Source organism: Roseateles noduli (genome assembly GCF_050626985.1).
GTDB lineage: Bacteria > Pseudomonadota > Gammaproteobacteria > Burkholderiales > Burkholderiaceae_C > Roseateles > Roseateles noduli_A.
On the sequence record NZ_CP192463.1, the window covers coordinates 1,417,662 to 1,434,803 of the forward strand.

Sequence of the window (17,142 nt, forward strand, 5' to 3'; positions counted from 1 at the left end):
GGGGACGTTGAAGGGGCGGATGCGGTGGAGGAGGCGGGCGGGGCAGGGGGTCAGTCCTTGCGCAGCAGCGGGCGGACGGCGGCCAGCAGTTCCTCGTGCAGGCAGGGTTTGGGCAGCAGCCCCTGCAGGCCGAGCTGCCGGGCGGCCGGCGACGCGGCGCCGAGCGCTTCCGAGACCTGCGTCGACAAGCCCAGCAGCGCCGCGCGCGGATAGGTGGCGCGCACGCGCTCGATGAGCGTGCGCACGCCGTCGCGCAGCATCGGCAGGTCCAGCAGCACCAGGCCGACGGCCTCGGCGCCGGGTTCCCCGGCGGCGCAGCAGGCGGCGATCGTTCGAGCGTCCATCACGTCGTGCCCGGCGGCGGCCAGCCACTCGGAGATCAGTTCGCGGATCGCGGCATTGTCGTCAAGAACAACTACGGTGAACATCGGCGGGTCGCGGGTGGCGAGGCCGTCCCGGAAGTCCGGGGCAGGGCCTGCAGGCAAGGGCGGGATTGACGCTATTGGCGCCGCGCGCTGTTCCGCCATCATTTCCGGGAGATTTCCTGCGTTACAGCTGAAATGCGGAGACACCCGGAGGTGGCTTCCGCCGCGTGAAGAACCCGTGATAGCTTTCGGGCCGCCACCATGAATGCGACCTCCACCCCTCACATCCTCGCGGTCGACGACGACCCGGCCATCCGCGAGCTGCTGACCGACTACCTCACCGAGCACGACCTGCGCGTGACTGCGGTGGGGTCGGGCGCGGAGATGCAGGCCGTGATGCAGGCGCAGCTGGTGGATCTCGTGCTGCTGGACTTGCGGCTGGGCCGCGAGGACGGCATGCAGCTGGCGCGCACGCTGCGTGAGAGCAGTCAGGTGCCGGTGATCATCGTCACCGGTCGGCAGGATGAGGCCGACCGTGTGATGGGGCTGGAGCTGGCCGCCGATGACTACATCAACAAGCCCTTCAGCTCGCGGGAACTCCTCGCTCGCATCCGCGCCGTGCTGCGGCGCTATCAGCTGCTGCGCGAGGCAGTCCCGGCGCGCGACGAGCGCCGCCGCGGCTATCGCTTCGACGGTTGGGAGTTGAACGTCCGCAGCCGCAGGCTCACCTCGCCCGACGGCGCGCGCGTGGAACTCTCCAATGGGGAGTTCAACCTGCTTCAGGCGCTTTGCTCGTCACCCCAGCGCGTGCTGACCCGCGATCAGCTGCTCGACCTCTCCCGCCTCCACGGCGCCGAGGTCTACGACCGGTCCATCGACGTCCAGATCCTGCGGCTTAGGCGCAAGATCGAAAACGATCCGGCACAGCCGCTCTACATCTGCACAGAGCGCGGTGCGGGGTACGTGTTCAGCGTGCCGGTGGAAGTGCTGGAGTAACCCGGGGAAAGGGGAAAGGGGAGAGGGGCGAGGGTAGAGCCCGCGCGAGACTGCCCGAGGCCGGCGGCGGAGCCCGCCAGGGCGCTCAACTCGATCCGCTCACCTGCGGTTCGCTGCTCTCAGACAGAACGCGCCTGGTCAGTTCTGGAAGCGGGCTCCGCCGCCGGCCTCGGGCAGTCTCGCGCCCGCAACGATCGTGCCCCGTCGCGCAAGCCTGCAACGATCGCGCTCTGGGGCGAGCCCGCTTGCAATGCTCGCACTTGCCGCGAGTGGGATGGTCGGCATGCAGCGACCACCTTTATGCGTTGAATTGCAATGCGGCCAGGCGTGCGTAGAGGCCGCCGCGCGCCACGAGCTCGGCATGCGTGCCCTGCTCGACGATGCGACCATGGTCCATCACCACGATGCGGTCGGCACGCTGCACCGTCGAGAGACGGTGCGCGATGACCAGCGTCGTGCGGTCACGCATCGCCTCGTCCAGCGCCTGCTGCACCAGCCGCTCGCTTTCCGCATCCAGCGCGCTGGTGGCTTCGTCCAGCAGCAGCAGCGGCGCGTCCTGCAGCATCGCCCGCGCGATCGCAATGCGCTGGCGCTGGCCGCCAGACAGGCGCACGCCGCGCTCGCCCAGGAAGCTGTCGTAGCCCTGCGGCAGTTGGCGGATGAACTCGTCGGCATGCGCGGCCTTGGCGGCGGCGATGACTTCCTCCGGGCTCGCGTCCGGGCGGCCGTAGCGGATGTTGTCCAAGGCGCTGGCCGAGAAGATCACGCTCTGCTGTGGCACCAGCGCCATGCGGCCGCGCAGGTCCGCCAGCTTCACGCGGTCCACCGGCACGCCATCCAGCTGCAGCTTGCCGGACTGCACGTCGAAGAAGCGCTGCAGCAGCTGCAGCACCGTGCTCTTGCCAGCACCGCTCGGGCCGACCAGCGCAACGGTCTCGCCAGGCTCGATGCGCAGCGTGAAGTCCTCCAGCGCGGCGCGGTCGGGGCGCGACGGGTAATGGAAGCGGACCTGATCGAACACCACGCGTGCCGGGCCGGTCGAGGCCGGCAGGGCGACCGGCGCCGCCGGGTCCGCCACCGGCGATTGCGCCGCGAGCAGCTCCATCAGCCGCTCCATCGCGCCCGCCGCGCGCAGCAGGTCGCCCCAGACCTCCGCCAGCACCGCCACCGATGACACCAGCAGGATCACGTAAACCACCGTCTGCCCCAGGTGACCCGCGGAGATCTTGCCGGCCATCACCGCCTGCGTGCCCTGGTACAGCCCCCACAGCAGCGCGCCGAAGGTCGCCGTGATGATGAACGCGACGAGGAAGGAGCGCACCTTGGTCCGCTTGCGCGCGGTGTCGAAGGCGGCCTCGCTGGCGGCGTCGAAGCGCACGGCCTCGCGCGCCTCCTGCGCGTGCGACTGCACGACGGTGATCGCGTTGAGCATCTCCGCGGCGATCGCGCTGGTGTCGGCGATGCGGTCCTGGCTCGACCGCGACAGCCGCCGCACGCGGCGTCCGAAGAACATCGCCGGCGCCACGACCAGCACCAGGATGCCCAGCACCTGCGTCATCACCCAGGGATTGCTGAAGATCAGCAGCGCCACGGCGCCCAGACCCATGATGACATTGCGCAGCCCCATCGACAGGCTGGAGCCGACGATGCCCTGGATCACCGTCGTGTCGGTGGTGATGCGGCTGATGACCTCGCCGGTCTGGGTGGTCTCGAAGAATTCGGGACTCTGGCGCAGCACGTGGCTGTAGACGGCGGTGCGCAGGTCCGCGCTGACCCGCTCGCCCAGCCAGGTTACCGCGTAGAAGCGCAAGGCCGAGAAGACGCCCAGCGCCGCGCCGGTCGCGAACAGCCAGATGAAATGCTCGCGCAGCGCCATCAGCCGGTCGCCCGGATCGGCGGACACCAGGCCCTGGTCGATCAACTGGCGCAGCGCGAGCGGGAAGACCAGAGTGGCCGCAGCCGCCAGCATCAGGAAGACGATCGCCGCGGCGATCCGTCCCCGGTATGGCCGCAGGAAGGGCCAGAGCGCCGGTCCCATCGCCCGCAAGGGGGGCGGCGTGCGCACGGCGTTTGCCTGTCCGCTCGAAGAGGGCGCCGGTTCGGGGTGGCGGGAAGCCGTCGCCGAGGGAGGCGAGGCGGGAGAAGAAGGGGACATGGCGGACATGAGGTCAGTTTAGGGGCCGCGTGTGGCGGGAATGTCCCTACACGCGGAAAGCCCATCCCAGGCAGTGATTGGCAAGGCAATCATTGCCTAAGCAATAATTGTCATCAAGCATTTCCGTCAGTTCCGCCCCGGAAATCCGAAGTCACGAAAGACGTCGCCATGAGTGCCAAGTTGCCCCCGCCCGCCGATTTCTACAGCGCCGACAGCTTCACGTCGGAGCCGAGCCTGGGCTGGCTGCTGCGGCAGATCAAGCAGTCCATGGTGCTGCAGGCCGACAAGATGCTCGGCGAACTCGACCTGACCCACGCGCAGTGGGCGCCGATGTTGCGGCTGCGCTTCAACGGTCCGATGTCCAGCGCCGCGCTCGCCCGCGAGCTGGCGATGGACGGCGGCGCGATGACGCGGCTGCTGGACCGGCTGGAAGCGAAGAACCTGGTGCGCCGCGAGCGCTCGGTCGAGGACCGGCGCGTGGTGATGGTGTCGCTGTCCGAGGTCGGCGTGAACGCGATGGCGGCCGCCCCGGGCGTGCTGTCCAAGGTGTTCAACGACCACCTGGCCGGCTTCACCGACCAGGAGTTCCGCACGCTGATCGGCCTGCTGCAACGCATCGTCGTCAACGGCCAGGGCATCCGCGACGCCGACCTGACCGCCGAGCCGTCCACGCTGGTCGACAAGTTCGAATGATCGCGACGGACCCGATGTCGACCTTTTCCATTGCCTGCCCTCCCCACAAGAACGACAGTCCCGAGGAACCTCCGATGACCTCCCGTTTCCTTCATCGCACCACGCTGGCCCTGGCCATGGGCGCGGCGCTGCTGATGGTGCTCACCGCCTGCGCGCCCATCCCCAAGCTGGCCGAACCCGGCCGCCCGATCGACGGCGCCAAAGCGGCCCGTCTGGGCCTCGACGCCGGCCAGAGCCAGGCGCTCGACGCGTCCTGGTGGAAGACCTTCCGCGATCCGCAACTGGATGCGCTGGTCGACCAGGCGATCGCGAATTCGCCGAACCTGGCGCTGGCCCGTGCCCGCATCGCCCGCGCCGCGGCGATGACCGAGAACGCCGAGGCCGCGAAGCGTCCGGCCGCCGAGCTCGAGGCCGACGTGACCCGCCAGCGCATCACCGAGAACGGCATCTACCCGCCGCCGCTGGCCGGCAGCGTCCGCACGCTGGCCAACATCCAGGCCGGGTTGAGCTACGAGTTCGACTTCTTCGGCAAGCATGACGCGGCGCTGCAGGCCGCGCTCGGCCAGCAGCGCGCCGCCGAGGCCGACGCCGCCGCCGCGCGGCTGAGCGTGTCCAACGCCGTGGCCAAGGCCTACGTCGCGCTGGCGCGCAGCCAGGCACAGGGCCGCTTGCTGGAGCAGCAGAAGGCGCTGCGCGACCAGTCGTTCGAACTCGTGCGCCAGCGCAGCGCCGCCGGCCTGGACAACGGCCAGGACCTGCGCGTCGCCGAGGCGCCGCTGCCCGACATCCAGCGCCAGCAGGTCGTGCTGCGCGAGCAGCAGGCGCTGCTGCGTCACCAGATCGCCGCGCTGACGGGCCAGGGCCCGAAGGCGACCGAATCGCTGGAGGCCGCGCTGCCGGTCGCGCTCGACTGGCAGCAGGCGCCCCATCTGGACCTGCTGGGCCGCCGCCCGGACCTGGCCGCCGCGCGCGCCCGGGTCGAGGCGACGGCGCAGGACATCCGCGTCGCCCGCGCGCAGTTCTATCCGAGCGTGAGCCTGACGGCCTTCGTCGGCCTGAACTCGATCGGCCTGGATGAGCTGTTCAAGAGCGGCAGCCGCCAGTACGGCGCGGGTCCGGCGCTGCACCTGCCGCTGTTCGACAGCGGCCGGCTGCGCGCCAACCTGCGCGGCAGCGCCGCCGAGCAGGACGCCGCGATCGCGAGCTACAACGTCGCGGTGCTGGACGCCGTGCGCGACGCCAGCGACCAGTTCACCACGCTCGAGTCGCTGCGCCAGCAGCGCACGCAGCAGGACGCGCTGGTGGCCAACGCCGACAGCCAGGCCGCGCTGGCCGATCAGCGCCACCGCGCCGGCCTGACGGGCCGCATCGCGGTACTGAGCGCGCAGCAGAACCAGCTGCTGCAACAGCGCGGCCGGATCGACCTGCAGGCCCTCACGGTCGATGCGCAGATCAACCTGATGCGCGCGCTGGGCGGCGGTTATGCCGAGCCCGCCTGGGACGCGGTGCAGACGACCGCCTCCGCCGATCGCAGCTGACACCGCGATTCCTCCGACAGGCATCGAACACGACATTGAAACGCCGGCGGTCATGCCGCTGACGCCCCCCGAATCACAAGAATCCCCGAAGAGCACACCATGAGCGCAACGCCCCCGAACGACACGCAAGCTCCCGCCAAGAACGGCTCCCGCAAGAAGGGCCTGACGATCATCGCCGCCGCCGTCATCGTGGCGGGTCTGGCCTACGGCGGGTATGAATGGATCGTCGGCAGCCGCTACGAGTCCACCGACAACGCCTACGTGCAGGCCAACGTCGTGCAGATCACGCCGCTGGTCGGCGGCACGGTGCGCGCGGTCTACGCCGACGACACCGACTTCGTGAAGGCCGGCCAGAAGCTGGTGAGCCTGGATCCGGTCGACGCCCGCGTCGCGCTGGAGCAGGCGCAGGCGCAACTGGCCCAGACGGTCCGCGAGGTCCGCACGCTGTACGCGAACAACAGCGGCTTCGAGGCGCAGGTCAAGGTCCGCGAGGCCGACCTGAAGCGCGTCACCGTCGACCTGGATCGCCTGCAGTCCGACGTCACGCGCCGCCAGCCGCTGGTGGCCACCGGCGCCGTCGGCAAGGAAGAGCTGGAACACGCGCAGTCGCAACTGACCTCGGCCCGTGCGCAAGCCGCCGCCGCGCAGTCGGCGCTGCAGGCCGCGAAGGATCAACTGGCTTCCAACCAGGTGCTGACCGACGGCGTCAAGGTCGAGGAACACCCGAACGTGCTGCGCGCCGCCGCGCGTCTGCGCGAGAGCTACCTCGCGCTGCAGCGCGCCGAGCTGATCGCGCCGGTGGACGGCTGGGTCGCGCGCCGCTCGGTGCAACTGGGCCAGCGCGTCGCGGCCGGCGCGCCGCTGATGGCGGTGGTCGGGCTGCAGCAGGTCTGGGTCGACGCCAACTTCAAGGAAAGCCAGCTGGCCAAGCTGCGCATCGGCCAGAAGGCGACGCTGGAGGCGGACGTCTACGGCAAGAAGACCGAGTACCACGGCACGGTGCAGGGCCTGGGTGCCGGCACGGGCGCGGCGTTCGCGCTGCTGCCGGCGCAGAACGCGACCGGCAACTGGATCAAGGTCGTGCAGCGCGTGCCGGTGCGCATCGCGCTGGACCCGAAGGAAGTGCAGGAGCATCCGCTGCGCGTGGGCCTGTCGATGGACGTGCAGGTCGACATCCGTGACCAGGGCGGCGCGATGCTGGCCGCCGCGACCGGCGCCACCGCGCCGCGCCTGCAGACGACGATCTTCGACGTCCAGGAGAAGGCCGCCGACGAGCAGGTGAACAAGATCATCGCGAGCAACCTCGGCAAGGCCGCGGCCAAGGCGACCACCACGCGCGTGCAATGAGCGATTCCACTCCAACCGCGCCCGGCGCGCCTGCGGCCCCCGGGCCCGCCTCGCCGCAGGCATCGCGGGCGCCCGCCGGGCCGCCGGCCGGTCCCGCGCCTTTGACCGGCACCGCGCTGGTCCTGGGCACCATCTCGCTGTCGCTGGCGACCTTCATGAACGTGCTGGACTCGTCCATCGCGAACGTGTCGCTGCCCGCGATCGCCGGTGACCTCGGCGTCAGTCCGGTGCAGGGCACCTGGGTCATCACGAGCTTCGGCGTGGCCAACGCGATCTCGGTGCCACTGACCGGCTGGCTGACGCAGCGCTTCGGCGCGGTGCGGCTGTTCACGACCAGCGTGCTGCTGTTCGTGCTGGCGTCCTGGCTGTGCGGCTTCGCGCACTCGCTGGAGATGCTGGTGGCGGCGCGCGTGTTCCAGGGCCTGGTGGCGGGGCCGATGATCCCGCTGTCGCAGACGCTGCTGCTGTCGAGCTACCCCAAGCACAAGGCCGGCACGGCGCTCGCGTTATGGGGGATGACGACGCTGGTCGCGCCGGTGGTCGGGCCGCTGCTGGGCGGCTGGATCACCGACAACGTCACCTGGCCGTGGATCTTCTACATCAACGTGCCGGTGGGGCTGTTCGCGGCCGGGCTGACCTGGAGCATCTACCGCACCCGCGAGACCCCGACCAAGAAGCTGCCGATCGACACCATCGGGCTGGCGCTGCTGGTGCTGTGGGTGGGCTCGCTGCAGGTGATGCTGGACAAGGGCAAGGAACTGGACTGGTTCGAGTCGAACCAGATCATCGCGCTGGCCGTGATCGCGGTCGTGGGCCTGGCGGTGTTCATCGTCTGGGAGCTGACGGACAAGCATCCGGTGGTGGACCTGCGGCTCTTCGCGCGGCGGAACTTCCTGTTCGGCGCCTCGGTGCTGTCGATCGCGTACGGGTTGTTCTTCGGCAACGTGGTGCTGCTGCCGCTGTGGCTGCAGCAGCACATGGGCTACACGGCCACCGCCGCGGGCTTCGCGCTGGCGCCGGTGGGCGTGCTGGCGATCCTGCTGTCGCCGGTGGTGGGGAAGAAGGTCTCGGTGTGGGATCCGCGGATGATGGCGAGCTTCGCCTTCGTGATGTTCGCGATCGTGCTGTGGATGCGGTCGGTGTTCACGACGGACACGGACCTCGGGACCATCATGATCCCGACGATCCTGCAGGGCGGGGCGCTGGCGTTCTTCTTCATCCCGCTGACGACGCTGACCCTGTCGGGCATCACGCCGGAGCGGATCGCCGCGGCGGCGGGCTTGTCGAACTTCGTGCGGATCACGGCGGGCGCGATGGGGACGTCGATCTCCACGACCTTGTGGGAGAACCGCGCGGCGCTGCACCACCATCACCTGGCGGAGCGGCTGTCGCTGGGCGATCCGGCCGAGACGGCGGCGCTGGACACGCTGCAGCGTCAGGGCTTCAGCCACGACCAGGCGCTGGCCTACCTGAACCGGCTGGTCGACCAGCAGGCGTTCACGCGGGCGGCGGACGACATCTTCCTGGCCTCCGCGGTGCTGTTCGTCGTGCTCATCGCCTTCGTGTGGTTCACGAAACGGCCGCCGAAGATGGGCGCGCCTGTGGATGCGGGTGGGGCGCACTGACGACGCGGCAGACGGGCGGCTGTCGTGGTCCATCAAACGGAAAAGGGGTCCTGCGGGACCCCTTTCTTCTGTGCGATTGGCGCTATGACTCGCGCTTGCCGCTCCGTTGCGTGCGCATTCAAGCCTTCGAGGACGCCAGATCCAGGCAGTACGCGATCAGCTCATCCAGTTCGCTGGACTTGTCGAAGACGCGGTCGGCGCCGAGCTGCTCGCAGCGCTGCCGCATGTCGGCCGTGGCGTAGTTGGTCAGCACGATGACCTTGGCTTCGGGCTGCAGTTGCCGCGCCTTGGGCAGCAGCGACATGCCGGAGCCGCGCTTGAGGAAGAGGTCGATGATGAGGATGTCGCAGGGGACCGCCTCGTCGTGCAGCCAGCGCAGCGCGCCGGCTTCGTCCTCGGCCCAGCCGACCACGTCGAGGTCGAGCATCTCCTGCAGCGTCGCGACGAGGTTCTCCCGGATCAGCGGGCTGTCCTCGACCAGGAAACAGTTCAGCGTGCCGGGCGTCGGTGCGGTGACGGGAACGGTGGACATGGGCATGGGCGTGAGCGAGGCGCTCATTATCACGATCCCGAGCCCCGCTTCGCAGCCGGCGCCAGCCGCGCGTTGCATTCAGACAGCGCCTTGAGGCTCTCCGGGTCCGCCTCCTCGCCCAGGTCGATCAGCGGGACGATCGCCGCCAGCGGCGTCAGGGCCACGCCCAGCACGGCCGCGGGCACCAGCTTGCGCAGCAGCGGCGCCTTCTGCAGACTGATCTGAGGGTCGCCGAACGTCCCCTGGATGTTCAGCGGCGTGCGCAAGGTCAGCGGGCTCTTGTCCTTGGGATCGACCTTGGCGGTCAGCGCCAGCCGCTCCGTCGCCAGCGACATGCCGCCATCCACCAGCACCACCGAATCTTTCGTGTCGATAACCATCGGCCGCGGCGTCACCACGCCGTCCTTGACCCGCAGATCGGCGACGCCGCAGTACACCTCCAGCGGTTCGTCACCGCGCACCAGCATGCCCAGGCCCTGCGCGATGTCGATGCCCGCCGCCTCCACGATCAGATGGGAGATGGTCCCTTCGGTCCAGTACAGCACCATGCGGCCATCGGCGCTCGCCAGCAGTTCGGCCGTCGACTTGCCCTGGCCATCCAGCGCGACGCGTCCGCCCATCAGCCCGGTGACCCAGCGCTGGCCGTTCTTGCGTTCCAGGTTCAGCCACTGCTCCAGATGCACGCCGCCGACACGCAGCCGCACCTGCCACTTCGCCTGCGGGCCCCGGCCGTCCAGCGTCATGTTGCCCGCCACCTGGCCGCGCGCCACGCGCGCATCGATGTCGCGCAATTCCAGGACGCCGTCCTGCAGCACGATCCGCGCGTTCAGCGGCTCGGCCGCCTGCAGGAGCGCGCTGCCGGATTCGAAACGCGCCAGCTTCACATTCACGTTGGCGTTCATCGCCCGCAGCGAGGGCAGGTCGAACTGCTTGTCCGGCAGCACGCGCGACGGTGCCTTCTTCGCCTTGCGCGCGCCCGGTTCCGCAGGCACGCCGACCGCCGGCCCCAGGTCCGCCAGCCACAGCTCGCGGCCGCGCAGCTCGCCGGTCAGCGTCGGTTGGCCGTTCTCCGGCCTGTCGTACTGGAACTCGCCGCTCAGCTGGCTCTTGCCGATCGTGGCCTTGCTGACCGCCGTGGTCCAGCGCGAGCCGTCGCGCGTCAACTTGCCCGCCATCGCAAAGGCCGGCGTGGTCGGCAGCGTGACGCCGAGCGGCTCGCCGACCGCCGCCAGCGACGGTCCCGCCAGCGTGTATTTTCCGGTCAGCCCCTGGCTGACCAGGAGGTCACGGACCTGGCCGTCGAAGCTCAACTGCGCCTTGCCGATGTTGCCGCGCAGCGTGACCGGCACGGCGGGTGCGTTCGGGTCCGAGGACATCCACGGCAGCGCGGAGCCGGTCTGCAGGCTGGCCTTGATCGGCAGGTCGCGCCAATGGCCCTCGGCCTGCGCCGTCACGCCGTTGCGGCCGCCTTCGCCCGGTCCCGGTTCGCCGGCGGGCGCCGAGGCGCCCTTGGGCTTGCCCGCCACCCGTTCACCGAAGTCCACGGCGAGCCGGGTGCCGGACGCGGCCGCGCTGGCCACCCGCGCCGCCACGGGCGCGCGTTGTCCGGACGCCGCGCCCGATGCGGCAAGCCCCGAGCGCACCGCCGACGCGGCGTCCTCCGGCGTCGCCCAGGTCTCGCGCAACGCGAAACGGCCCAGCAGCGACAGCTCCTGGATCTTGTCGTCCACCAGCACCGTGCCCCGGCCCACTTCGAGCAGGTCGAAGCGGATGCCGTCGATGTTGGGGCGCTTGCGCACCTGCGTGTCGCTGGGCGGCTGCTTGCCGAATTGCCAGCTCGCGCGGCCCTCGACGTCGCGTTCCAGCCGCAGGGTCAGTTCGTCCGCGCGCAGCGACTTCACCTGCAAGGCCTGACCCTCTTGACGCAGGGCCAGCAGGTCCGAATAACGCAGCGTCAGCGCGGCGTCCTGCGCCTGCAGCATCGGACCGCCCAGCGTGCTCCAGCTGGGGCCGGCGATCGTGACGCTGTGCGAACGCAGCCGCAGGTGGCCGATCAGCCGGAGCTGCCAGGCGGTGTTGTCCTCGTCGCCGTCGAAGCGCACCTGGCGGTCGAGCTTCTGGCTCAGCCATTGCTCCGCCGGGCGGCGCAGGAAGGGCCAGCCCAGCCATTCGCAGACGCCGACCGTGATCAGCAGCATCGCCAGCAGCACACCCAGGCCCAGGGCCCAGCCATGGAAGCGATGTCGTCGCGGACCCGGCGAAGGCGCCGGCGCGGAGGAGGGCGCGTTGTTCACCACCATTGCTCAAACATCCTGGAAAAGTATTCCTTGCTCCGTTGCCACAGGCCGCGGTCCTGCCAGCGCTGCAGCTCGATCGTCTTCGACGCGTTGCGGTCGCGCTCGAACATGCGCGTCATCGCGCCGCCGAAATCCTCGCCGAGCACGACCGCGTTGACTTCGTTGTTGTGCACGAAGCTGCGCCAGTCCATGTTGCTGGAGCCGACCGTCGAGACCACGCCGTCGATGACGGCGGTCTTCGCATGCAGCACCGCGTCCTGCAGTTCATGGATGCGCACGCCGGCCTTCAGCATGCGCTCGTAGTGGCTGCGGCCCGCGTGCATCACCGGACCGAAGTCGCTGCGCGAGGGCAGGATCAGCTGGACGTCGACGCCGCGCCGCGCGGCATCGCACAGGGCGTCGACCATGTCCTGGCCGGGCGCGAAGTAGGCCATCGTCAGGTACACGCTGCGCTGCGCGGCGCGGATGCTGCCCAGCAGCAGCGTGTAGATGCGGTTCTCGGTGTCCTGCGGCGTGGACGGGATCACGCGCATCAACTGCTGGCCCGCGGGCGGGCCGGCCGGCGGCTCGATCGCGGCGACGGTGCCTTCGCAGTGCTGCTGCGACCAGACCTCGCGGAACATCGTGTGCAACGCCTGGGTCGCGGGGCCGCGCACCTGGATCATCGTGTCGCGCCAGCCGTTCTCATCGGTCTTGTCATCGGCCTTGTCGTTGGCCTTGTCGTCGGCCTTGCCTCCGGTCTTGCCGCCGGCCGCTTCGCTCGATGCGGCCTTGGGCCTGGGCGCCTTCGACGCGCTTCGGCTGCCGAAGCCGCTCGAGCCCGACGAGTACACCGCGCTGATGTTGATGCCGCCGGTGAAGCCGGTCTCGCCGTCGATGACCAGCATCTTGCGATGGTCGCGCTGCGTGATCTTGTGATAACGCGTCCGCTGCTTGAGCGGGTTGACCGGATTGAAGGCGCAGACCGCGATGCCGCCCTGACGCAGGCGGTCGAAGTAGGTCTCGTCCGTGCCGATCGATCCGACGCCGTCGTAGAGGACCGCGACCTCGAGGCCGTCCGCGCGTCGCTTCAGCAGCAGGTCGGCCAGCTGTCGCGAGACGTCGGCGTCCTCGATGATGTAGCTCTCCAGGATGATCTGCCGGCGTGCCTTCTCGATGGCCGCGAACATGGCGGCGAAGGTGGCCGGCCCGTCGACGAGCAGCTGCGCATCGTTGCCGGCATACAGGTCGACATCCCCGAACGCGGACATCGCCGCGATCTGCCGCTTCAGCAGGTCCGATCTGCCTTGCGCGGCCGCCGCCTGCAGGGCCTGCTCGCGCCTGGCCTGGTTCATCTGGCCGCGCGGGCCGACGACGTCGACCTGCGCGGCCACCCGCGTCAGCGTCGGTGCCGTGGACGGCGGCTCCGGGACCCGGCCGTTGACGGGCGCGCGCGGCGTGCCGCAGGCCACGAGACCGACGCTCGCGCCGAGCGCGAAGAGCAGGGCCGCGACGCGCCGGCGCATGCTGTCAGTCCCTCAGCAGGTCGGCGAGGTCGTCGGCGTGCTCTTCCTCTTCGGCGAGGACTTCCTCGAGGATGCGTCGCGTCGTCGGGTCCTTGTCGCCGATGAGCTGGATCATCTGGCGGTAGGCCTCGACGGCGATGCGCTCGGCGATCAGGTTCGATCGCAGCATCGCCTTCAGGTCCTTGGACTCGTCGTACTCGGCGTGGCTGCGTTGGGTCAGCGTGTCCGGCTTGAAGTCCGGATCGCCGCCGAGCTGCACGATGCGCTCGGCGATGCGGTCGGCGTGGACCGCCTCCTGCGTGGCGTGCTCGAGGAACTCCTCGGCGACGCGCGGCGAGTTCAGGCCGTGCGCGGTGAAGTAGTGGCGCTTGTAGCGCAGCACGCAGACCAGCTCGGTCGCGAGCGCGTCGTTGAGCAGGCGGATCACGTCTTCGCGCCACGGGCCGTAGCTGGGCGTGACCGGGCCTTCGTCGAGGTGCTGGCGAGCGCGTTGCAAGGCCTGTTCGTCAAGCTTCAGGTGCTTGTGTTCGGGGGCGTTCATGGGCGGGCTCCTCTGGATTCAAGAATCGGTGAAGGTCACTTTCGCAGCGCGTTCACGCCGGTGATGCCGAGGACCAGCAGCACCAGGAAGATGACCAGGAAGATCCCGAACAGGATCTTGGCGATGCCCGCCGCGCCCGCGGCGAGGCCGGTGAAGCCGAGTACACCCGCCACCAGCGAGATCACGGCAAAGATCAAGGCCCACTTCAACATGACGATGTCCTTTCCAGCTGTCGGCCGCGGCGCGGCACTTGGGGTCACTGTAGAAGCGGCCGTGGACCGGAAGGATCAGCAGGGCCCACGTCCGGGTGTAGGACAGGACGCCGCCGCTCCTGCCTGGGAACGCGGTGCCGGACTCGTCCTACACGCGGCTCCGGCGCGGTACGACAGACGGCGGCGGGTCGCGGGCCTAGCCTTGCTTCATCCTCCCGTCCCGTCTTCCGACCTCGGCGCCTCGCGCTGGAAAGGAACCCAAGATGATCAAGCTCAACAAGACCCTCACGTCCCCCTCCGCCGCCGCGTGGATCACCGCCGGGGCGGTGCTGTCGGCCGTCATGATGGTGACCACGCCGGCCTTCGCGGCCGCGTCCAAGTCCGACATCCAGTCGACCTATGAGCAGGAACGCGCCAACTGCCTCGCCGGCAAGACCGGCCAGGCCCGCGCGGCCTGCCTCAAGGAAGCCGGCGCGGCCCGTCAGGAAGCCCAGCGCGGCAACCTCCGGACCGCGAGCGCGCAGGACCTCGCCAACAACGCGATGCTGCGCTGCCAGCGCGTCGCCGCGGAAGACCGCGAGGACTGCCGCATGATGGTGATGGGACAGGGCACGCGCGACGGTAGCGTGCAGAGCGGCGGCATCCTGACCCGCATCGATCGCATGGTGCAGGAGAACCCGACCGCGGCGGGCATTCCGTCCGCCCCGGCCGAACCGCCCAGCGCGACGATGCGCCCGGGTCCGGACGTTCCGCCCCCGCGCCAGCCCAAGGCCAGCGCGCCGGCACGATGATCGACCGACGAGGAGCGACACCATGCTGATGAAACGACTCGTCCCCCTCGCGTTGTCGAGCCTGGCCGGCTACGCGCTGTGGCAATGGCAGGCCCGGCGCTTCGAGGCGCGGCACAAGGCCTTGCATGCGAAACCCGAGGAGGTCACCACCTGGGAAGGCGAGGGCGGCGCGCTGCATCGCACCGGGCCTCACATGGGACCCGAACCCGCCAAGTCGACGAACTGACGCGCTGGACGCGCTGGACGCGCCGGACGCGCGATAGAAAAAAGGCGCCTGGTTCACAGGCGCCTTTGTCATGGGAGCGTCGGAACGCTCATCCGCCCGAGCCCTGCTGCGGCTCGCGCAGGAAGATCTCGACGCGGCGGTTCTTGGCGCGGCTCTCCGCCGTGTCGTTCGACACCAGCGGTTCGCGCGAGCCTCGGCCGGCGACCTCGACCCGGTCGGAACGGACACCCCGGTCGGCCAGGTAACCCCGCACGCTCTCCGCGCGACGCAGCGACAAGGGATCGTTGATCGCATCGGAGCCGGTGTTGTCGGTGTGGCCCACCACGCGCACCATCGTCGGCGACGGATTGCTGTTCAGGCCGTTCGCGAAGGCGTCCAGCACCGGGCGCAGCCGCGGCTCGATGGAGGCGCTGTTGGTCGCGAACGAGATGTCGCTCGGCACGTCCAGCTTCAACTGGTTGTCCGCCGTGCGCGTCACCTCGACGCCGGTGCCCTGCGTGGCCTGTTCCATCGCGCGGCGCTTGTCCTCCATGTGGCGTGACCAGACGTTGCCGGCCACCGCGCCGAGCGCGCCGCCGATCAGCGCGCCTGTCCCCGCCTTGCCGCCGGTGGCGGAACTGATGACCGCGCCCGAGACGGCGCCGATCGCGGCGCCGCCCGCGGTGCCGCGCTGGCGTTCGTCCATGTTCGCGCAGCCGGCCAGGACGGCGGCCGCCAGGGCGGCCGCGGCCAGTCGGGTGTGTCGCATCTGCATGTTGCTTCTCCTTGTGATCCGGGTAAGAAAACCCAACGACCCGGGCGGCTGTGCCGCCGCCCGCGCAGGTCAGTATCCCAGCGCGGCAGCGGACCCGGTCCGGGTCTGGCGGGTGAGTCGCCCGCGCCTCGCACCAGGGTTCCGGTTCGCGCGCGTGTCCGACGGTGACGAAAGAGGGCAAGTTCGGGACCTGCCGTGTCCCCCCAGTTGCAGTCGGTGACCCCTCCCATAACTGTTATCAAGCTTCCATGGATGACAAGTGTTTGTTATTCAGCGCCGGGCCCTTGGTTCATAGCATGAAGCCTTCTTCGCTACCCGCTCCGCGGAGTGCTCATGTCCCGATCGTCCGAACCCGGTCGCACCCCCGTCAACGGTGTGGAACTCTCCCGCTCGCCGAACTGGCAGGCTGAACATCTCGGTTCCCATGTCCGCTACGCGATGCAACCGGTCATCGATCGCGCCGGCCGCGTCGTGGCCACGGAACTGCTGTTCCGCTGGAATGCCAGCGACGCCGGCGTCGGACCGGAACTGGGCGCCTACGCGACGGCCACGGCCCTGTCGGGCGCGCTGATCGATGGCGAGCTGCTGACCGACGCGCCGGCCGCGGAGCACCCCATCGGCGACCTGCTGGTCAACATGGATTGCCGCACGCTGATGAGTCCGATCGCCGAAGCGCTGACGCCCGATGTCGGCGTGATCGAGCTGCTCGAAACCGTCGTGGTGGACGCGGCGCTCCTGCATCGCATCCGCGACCTCCACGGCCGCGGCTACCGGTTCGCCCTGGACGATATCGTCCGCGCCGACGATGCGCGATGGGCGCTGGCACCGTGGGTCCAGTTCGCCAAGATCGATGTCTTCGGCCTTGATGCGGATCAACTCTCGGCGCTGGTTCGCCAGGCCCATCAACTCGGCATGGCCGTCATCGCCGAGAAGATCGAGGACGCTGAATCCCTCCAGCGCGCGCGTCGTGCCGGCGCCGACTACTTCCAGGGCTATGGCATCGCCCGGCCGACGACCCTGGCCGTGCACGCGCTGCCCGGATGCGATCCGCTCGTGGTCGGGCAGCTGTTCATGCTGGCGCGCTCGGGGGCGTCGGCGTCGTCGCTCGCGCTGATCGCGGGTCGTCATCCGGCGCTGGTCGCGCGACTGCTGCGCGTGCAGGCCATCCATGCGCCGCACTGCGCCGCGACGTCGGAGTCGCTGGCGGAGGTGCTGGCGTCGTTGCCGCGTGCGGTCCTGGTCGCCTGGCTGGCGGTGCTCAACATCGCCGCCGTGCATGGCCGGGATCGCGCCCTGGCGCAACTGCTGCGCGGCGAACTGGCCGAAGGGCGGCTCCGCTTGCGTCGCGATGGCCTCGTGCGCACGCCGGGAGCGCTGGAGCAAGCGTCCTTCCTGCTCTGCAAGCAACTGCTGCGGATGCGCCTGCTGTCGAAACCCGCCTCGGTGTTCCTGTCGATGCTTGGCCCCGCCAGGCCTGCTCGCGAGGCCGGCCCCGGCAACGGCCTGGTGACGGCTGTCGCCTGAGGCGTGCAGGCGCTTGAGCCATGACCCAGCCACCCGGGAGG

Annotated in this window: 16 protein-coding genes; 8 read left to right on the forward strand and 8 right to left on the reverse strand. The window is 69.8% G+C overall.

Going from position 1 to position 17,142, the window contains the following annotated elements; translation table 11 throughout:
- Positions 1-50 precede the first annotated feature (50 nt).
- The gene (locus ACQ4L4_RS06345) at positions 51-428 is read right to left on the reverse strand and encodes a response regulator (protein WP_431103387.1); all 378 of its coding nucleotides are present in this window, start codon (positions 426-428) and stop codon (positions 51-53) included.
- A gap of 198 nt (positions 429-626) precedes the next feature.
- Between ACQ4L4_RS06345 and ACQ4L4_RS06350 the strand changes: the two genes are divergently transcribed.
- Complete coding sequence (locus ACQ4L4_RS06350; RefSeq protein ID WP_431103388.1) at positions 627-1,361, forward strand: response regulator; 735 nt, start codon at positions 627-629, stop codon at positions 1,359-1,361.
- A gap of 298 nt (positions 1,362-1,659) precedes the next feature.
- On the opposite strand, the gene ACQ4L4_RS06355 is transcribed toward ACQ4L4_RS06350, so the two are convergent.
- A complete protein-coding gene (locus tag ACQ4L4_RS06355; protein WP_431104889.1) occupies positions 1,660-3,516 on the reverse strand; it encodes an ABC transporter transmembrane domain-containing protein in 1,857 nt (618 codons plus the stop codon).
- Between the two features lie 168 nt (positions 3,517-3,684).
- Here ACQ4L4_RS06355 and ACQ4L4_RS06360 point away from each other — a divergent pair, with 168 nt between their 5' ends.
- From ACQ4L4_RS06360 to ACQ4L4_RS06375, 4 genes are all read left to right on the forward strand, one after another.
- Positions 3,685-4,209, forward strand: coding sequence for a MarR family winged helix-turn-helix transcriptional regulator (locus tag ACQ4L4_RS06360; RefSeq protein ID WP_431103390.1), 525 nt, complete (start codon positions 3,685-3,687; stop codon positions 4,207-4,209).
- A gap of 74 nt (positions 4,210-4,283) precedes the next feature.
- On the forward strand, positions 4,284-5,747 hold the full coding sequence (locus ACQ4L4_RS06365; RefSeq protein ID WP_431103391.1) for an efflux transporter outer membrane subunit: 1,464 nt from the start codon (positions 4,284-4,286) through the stop codon (positions 5,745-5,747).
- 99 nt (positions 5,748-5,846) lie between these two features.
- Positions 5,847-7,094 carry an efflux RND transporter periplasmic adaptor subunit gene (locus tag ACQ4L4_RS06370; protein ID WP_431103392.1) on the forward strand — a complete coding sequence of 416 codons (1,248 nt, stop codon included), beginning with the start codon at positions 5,847-5,849 and terminating at the stop codon, positions 7,092-7,094.
- Complete coding sequence (locus ACQ4L4_RS06375) at positions 7,091-8,719, forward strand: DHA2 family efflux MFS transporter permease subunit (RefSeq protein ID WP_431103393.1); 1,629 nt, start codon at positions 7,091-7,093, stop codon at positions 8,717-8,719. Before ACQ4L4_RS06370 ends, ACQ4L4_RS06375 begins: the two co-directional genes overlap by 4 nt.
- Positions 8,720-8,837: 118 nt before the next feature.
- Here ACQ4L4_RS06375 and ACQ4L4_RS06380 read toward each other — a convergent pair whose 3' ends face one another.
- From ACQ4L4_RS06380 to ACQ4L4_RS06400, 5 genes are read right to left on the reverse strand one after another with little or no spacing between them, the layout of a single operon-like run.
- The gene (locus ACQ4L4_RS06380) at positions 8,838-9,251 is read right to left on the reverse strand and encodes a response regulator (RefSeq protein WP_431103394.1); all 414 of its coding nucleotides are present in this window, start codon (positions 9,249-9,251) and stop codon (positions 8,838-8,840) included.
- Between the two features lie 29 nt (positions 9,252-9,280).
- On the reverse strand, positions 9,281-11,551 hold the full coding sequence (locus ACQ4L4_RS06385) for an AsmA family protein (RefSeq protein WP_431103395.1): 2,271 nt from the start codon (positions 11,549-11,551) through the stop codon (positions 9,281-9,283).
- Positions 11,542-13,053 carry a phospholipase D-like domain-containing protein gene (locus ACQ4L4_RS06390; RefSeq protein WP_431103396.1) on the reverse strand — a complete coding sequence of 504 codons (1,512 nt, stop codon included), beginning with the start codon at positions 13,051-13,053 and terminating at the stop codon, positions 11,542-11,544. The genes ACQ4L4_RS06385 and ACQ4L4_RS06390 overlap by 10 nt, the downstream gene beginning before the upstream one ends.
- A 4-nt stretch (positions 13,054-13,057) precedes the next feature.
- The gene (locus ACQ4L4_RS06395) at positions 13,058-13,594 is read right to left on the reverse strand and encodes a ferritin-like domain-containing protein (RefSeq protein ID WP_431103397.1); all 537 of its coding nucleotides are present in this window, start codon (positions 13,592-13,594) and stop codon (positions 13,058-13,060) included.
- Between the two features lie 35 nt (positions 13,595-13,629).
- Complete coding sequence (locus tag ACQ4L4_RS06400) at positions 13,630-13,806, reverse strand: DUF1328 family protein (RefSeq protein WP_067271457.1); 177 nt, start codon at positions 13,804-13,806, stop codon at positions 13,630-13,632.
- A 263-nt stretch (positions 13,807-14,069) separates the two neighbouring features.
- Here ACQ4L4_RS06400 and ACQ4L4_RS06405 point away from each other — a divergent pair, with 263 nt between their 5' ends.
- Together ACQ4L4_RS06405 and ACQ4L4_RS06410 are read left to right on the forward strand one after the other, a co-directional pair.
- Complete coding sequence (locus tag ACQ4L4_RS06405; RefSeq protein WP_431103398.1) at positions 14,070-14,597, forward strand: hypothetical protein; 528 nt, start codon at positions 14,070-14,072, stop codon at positions 14,595-14,597.
- 22 nt (positions 14,598-14,619) lie between these two features.
- Positions 14,620-14,823: a hypothetical protein gene (locus ACQ4L4_RS06410; protein WP_431103399.1), complete on the forward strand. Its 204-nt coding sequence runs from the start codon at positions 14,620-14,622 to the stop codon at positions 14,821-14,823.
- An 88-nt stretch (positions 14,824-14,911) separates the two neighbouring features.
- On the opposite strand, the gene ACQ4L4_RS06415 is transcribed toward ACQ4L4_RS06410, so the two are convergent.
- Positions 14,912-15,571: an OmpA family protein gene (locus tag ACQ4L4_RS06415; RefSeq protein ID WP_431104890.1), complete on the reverse strand. Its 660-nt coding sequence runs from the start codon at positions 15,569-15,571 to the stop codon at positions 14,912-14,914.
- 339 nt (positions 15,572-15,910) lie between these two features.
- Here ACQ4L4_RS06415 and ACQ4L4_RS06420 point away from each other — a divergent pair, with 339 nt between their 5' ends.
- Positions 15,911-17,101, forward strand: coding sequence for an EAL and HDOD domain-containing protein (locus ACQ4L4_RS06420; protein ID WP_431103400.1), 1,191 nt, complete (start codon positions 15,911-15,913; stop codon positions 17,099-17,101).
- Positions 17,102-17,142: the final 41 nt, after the last annotated feature.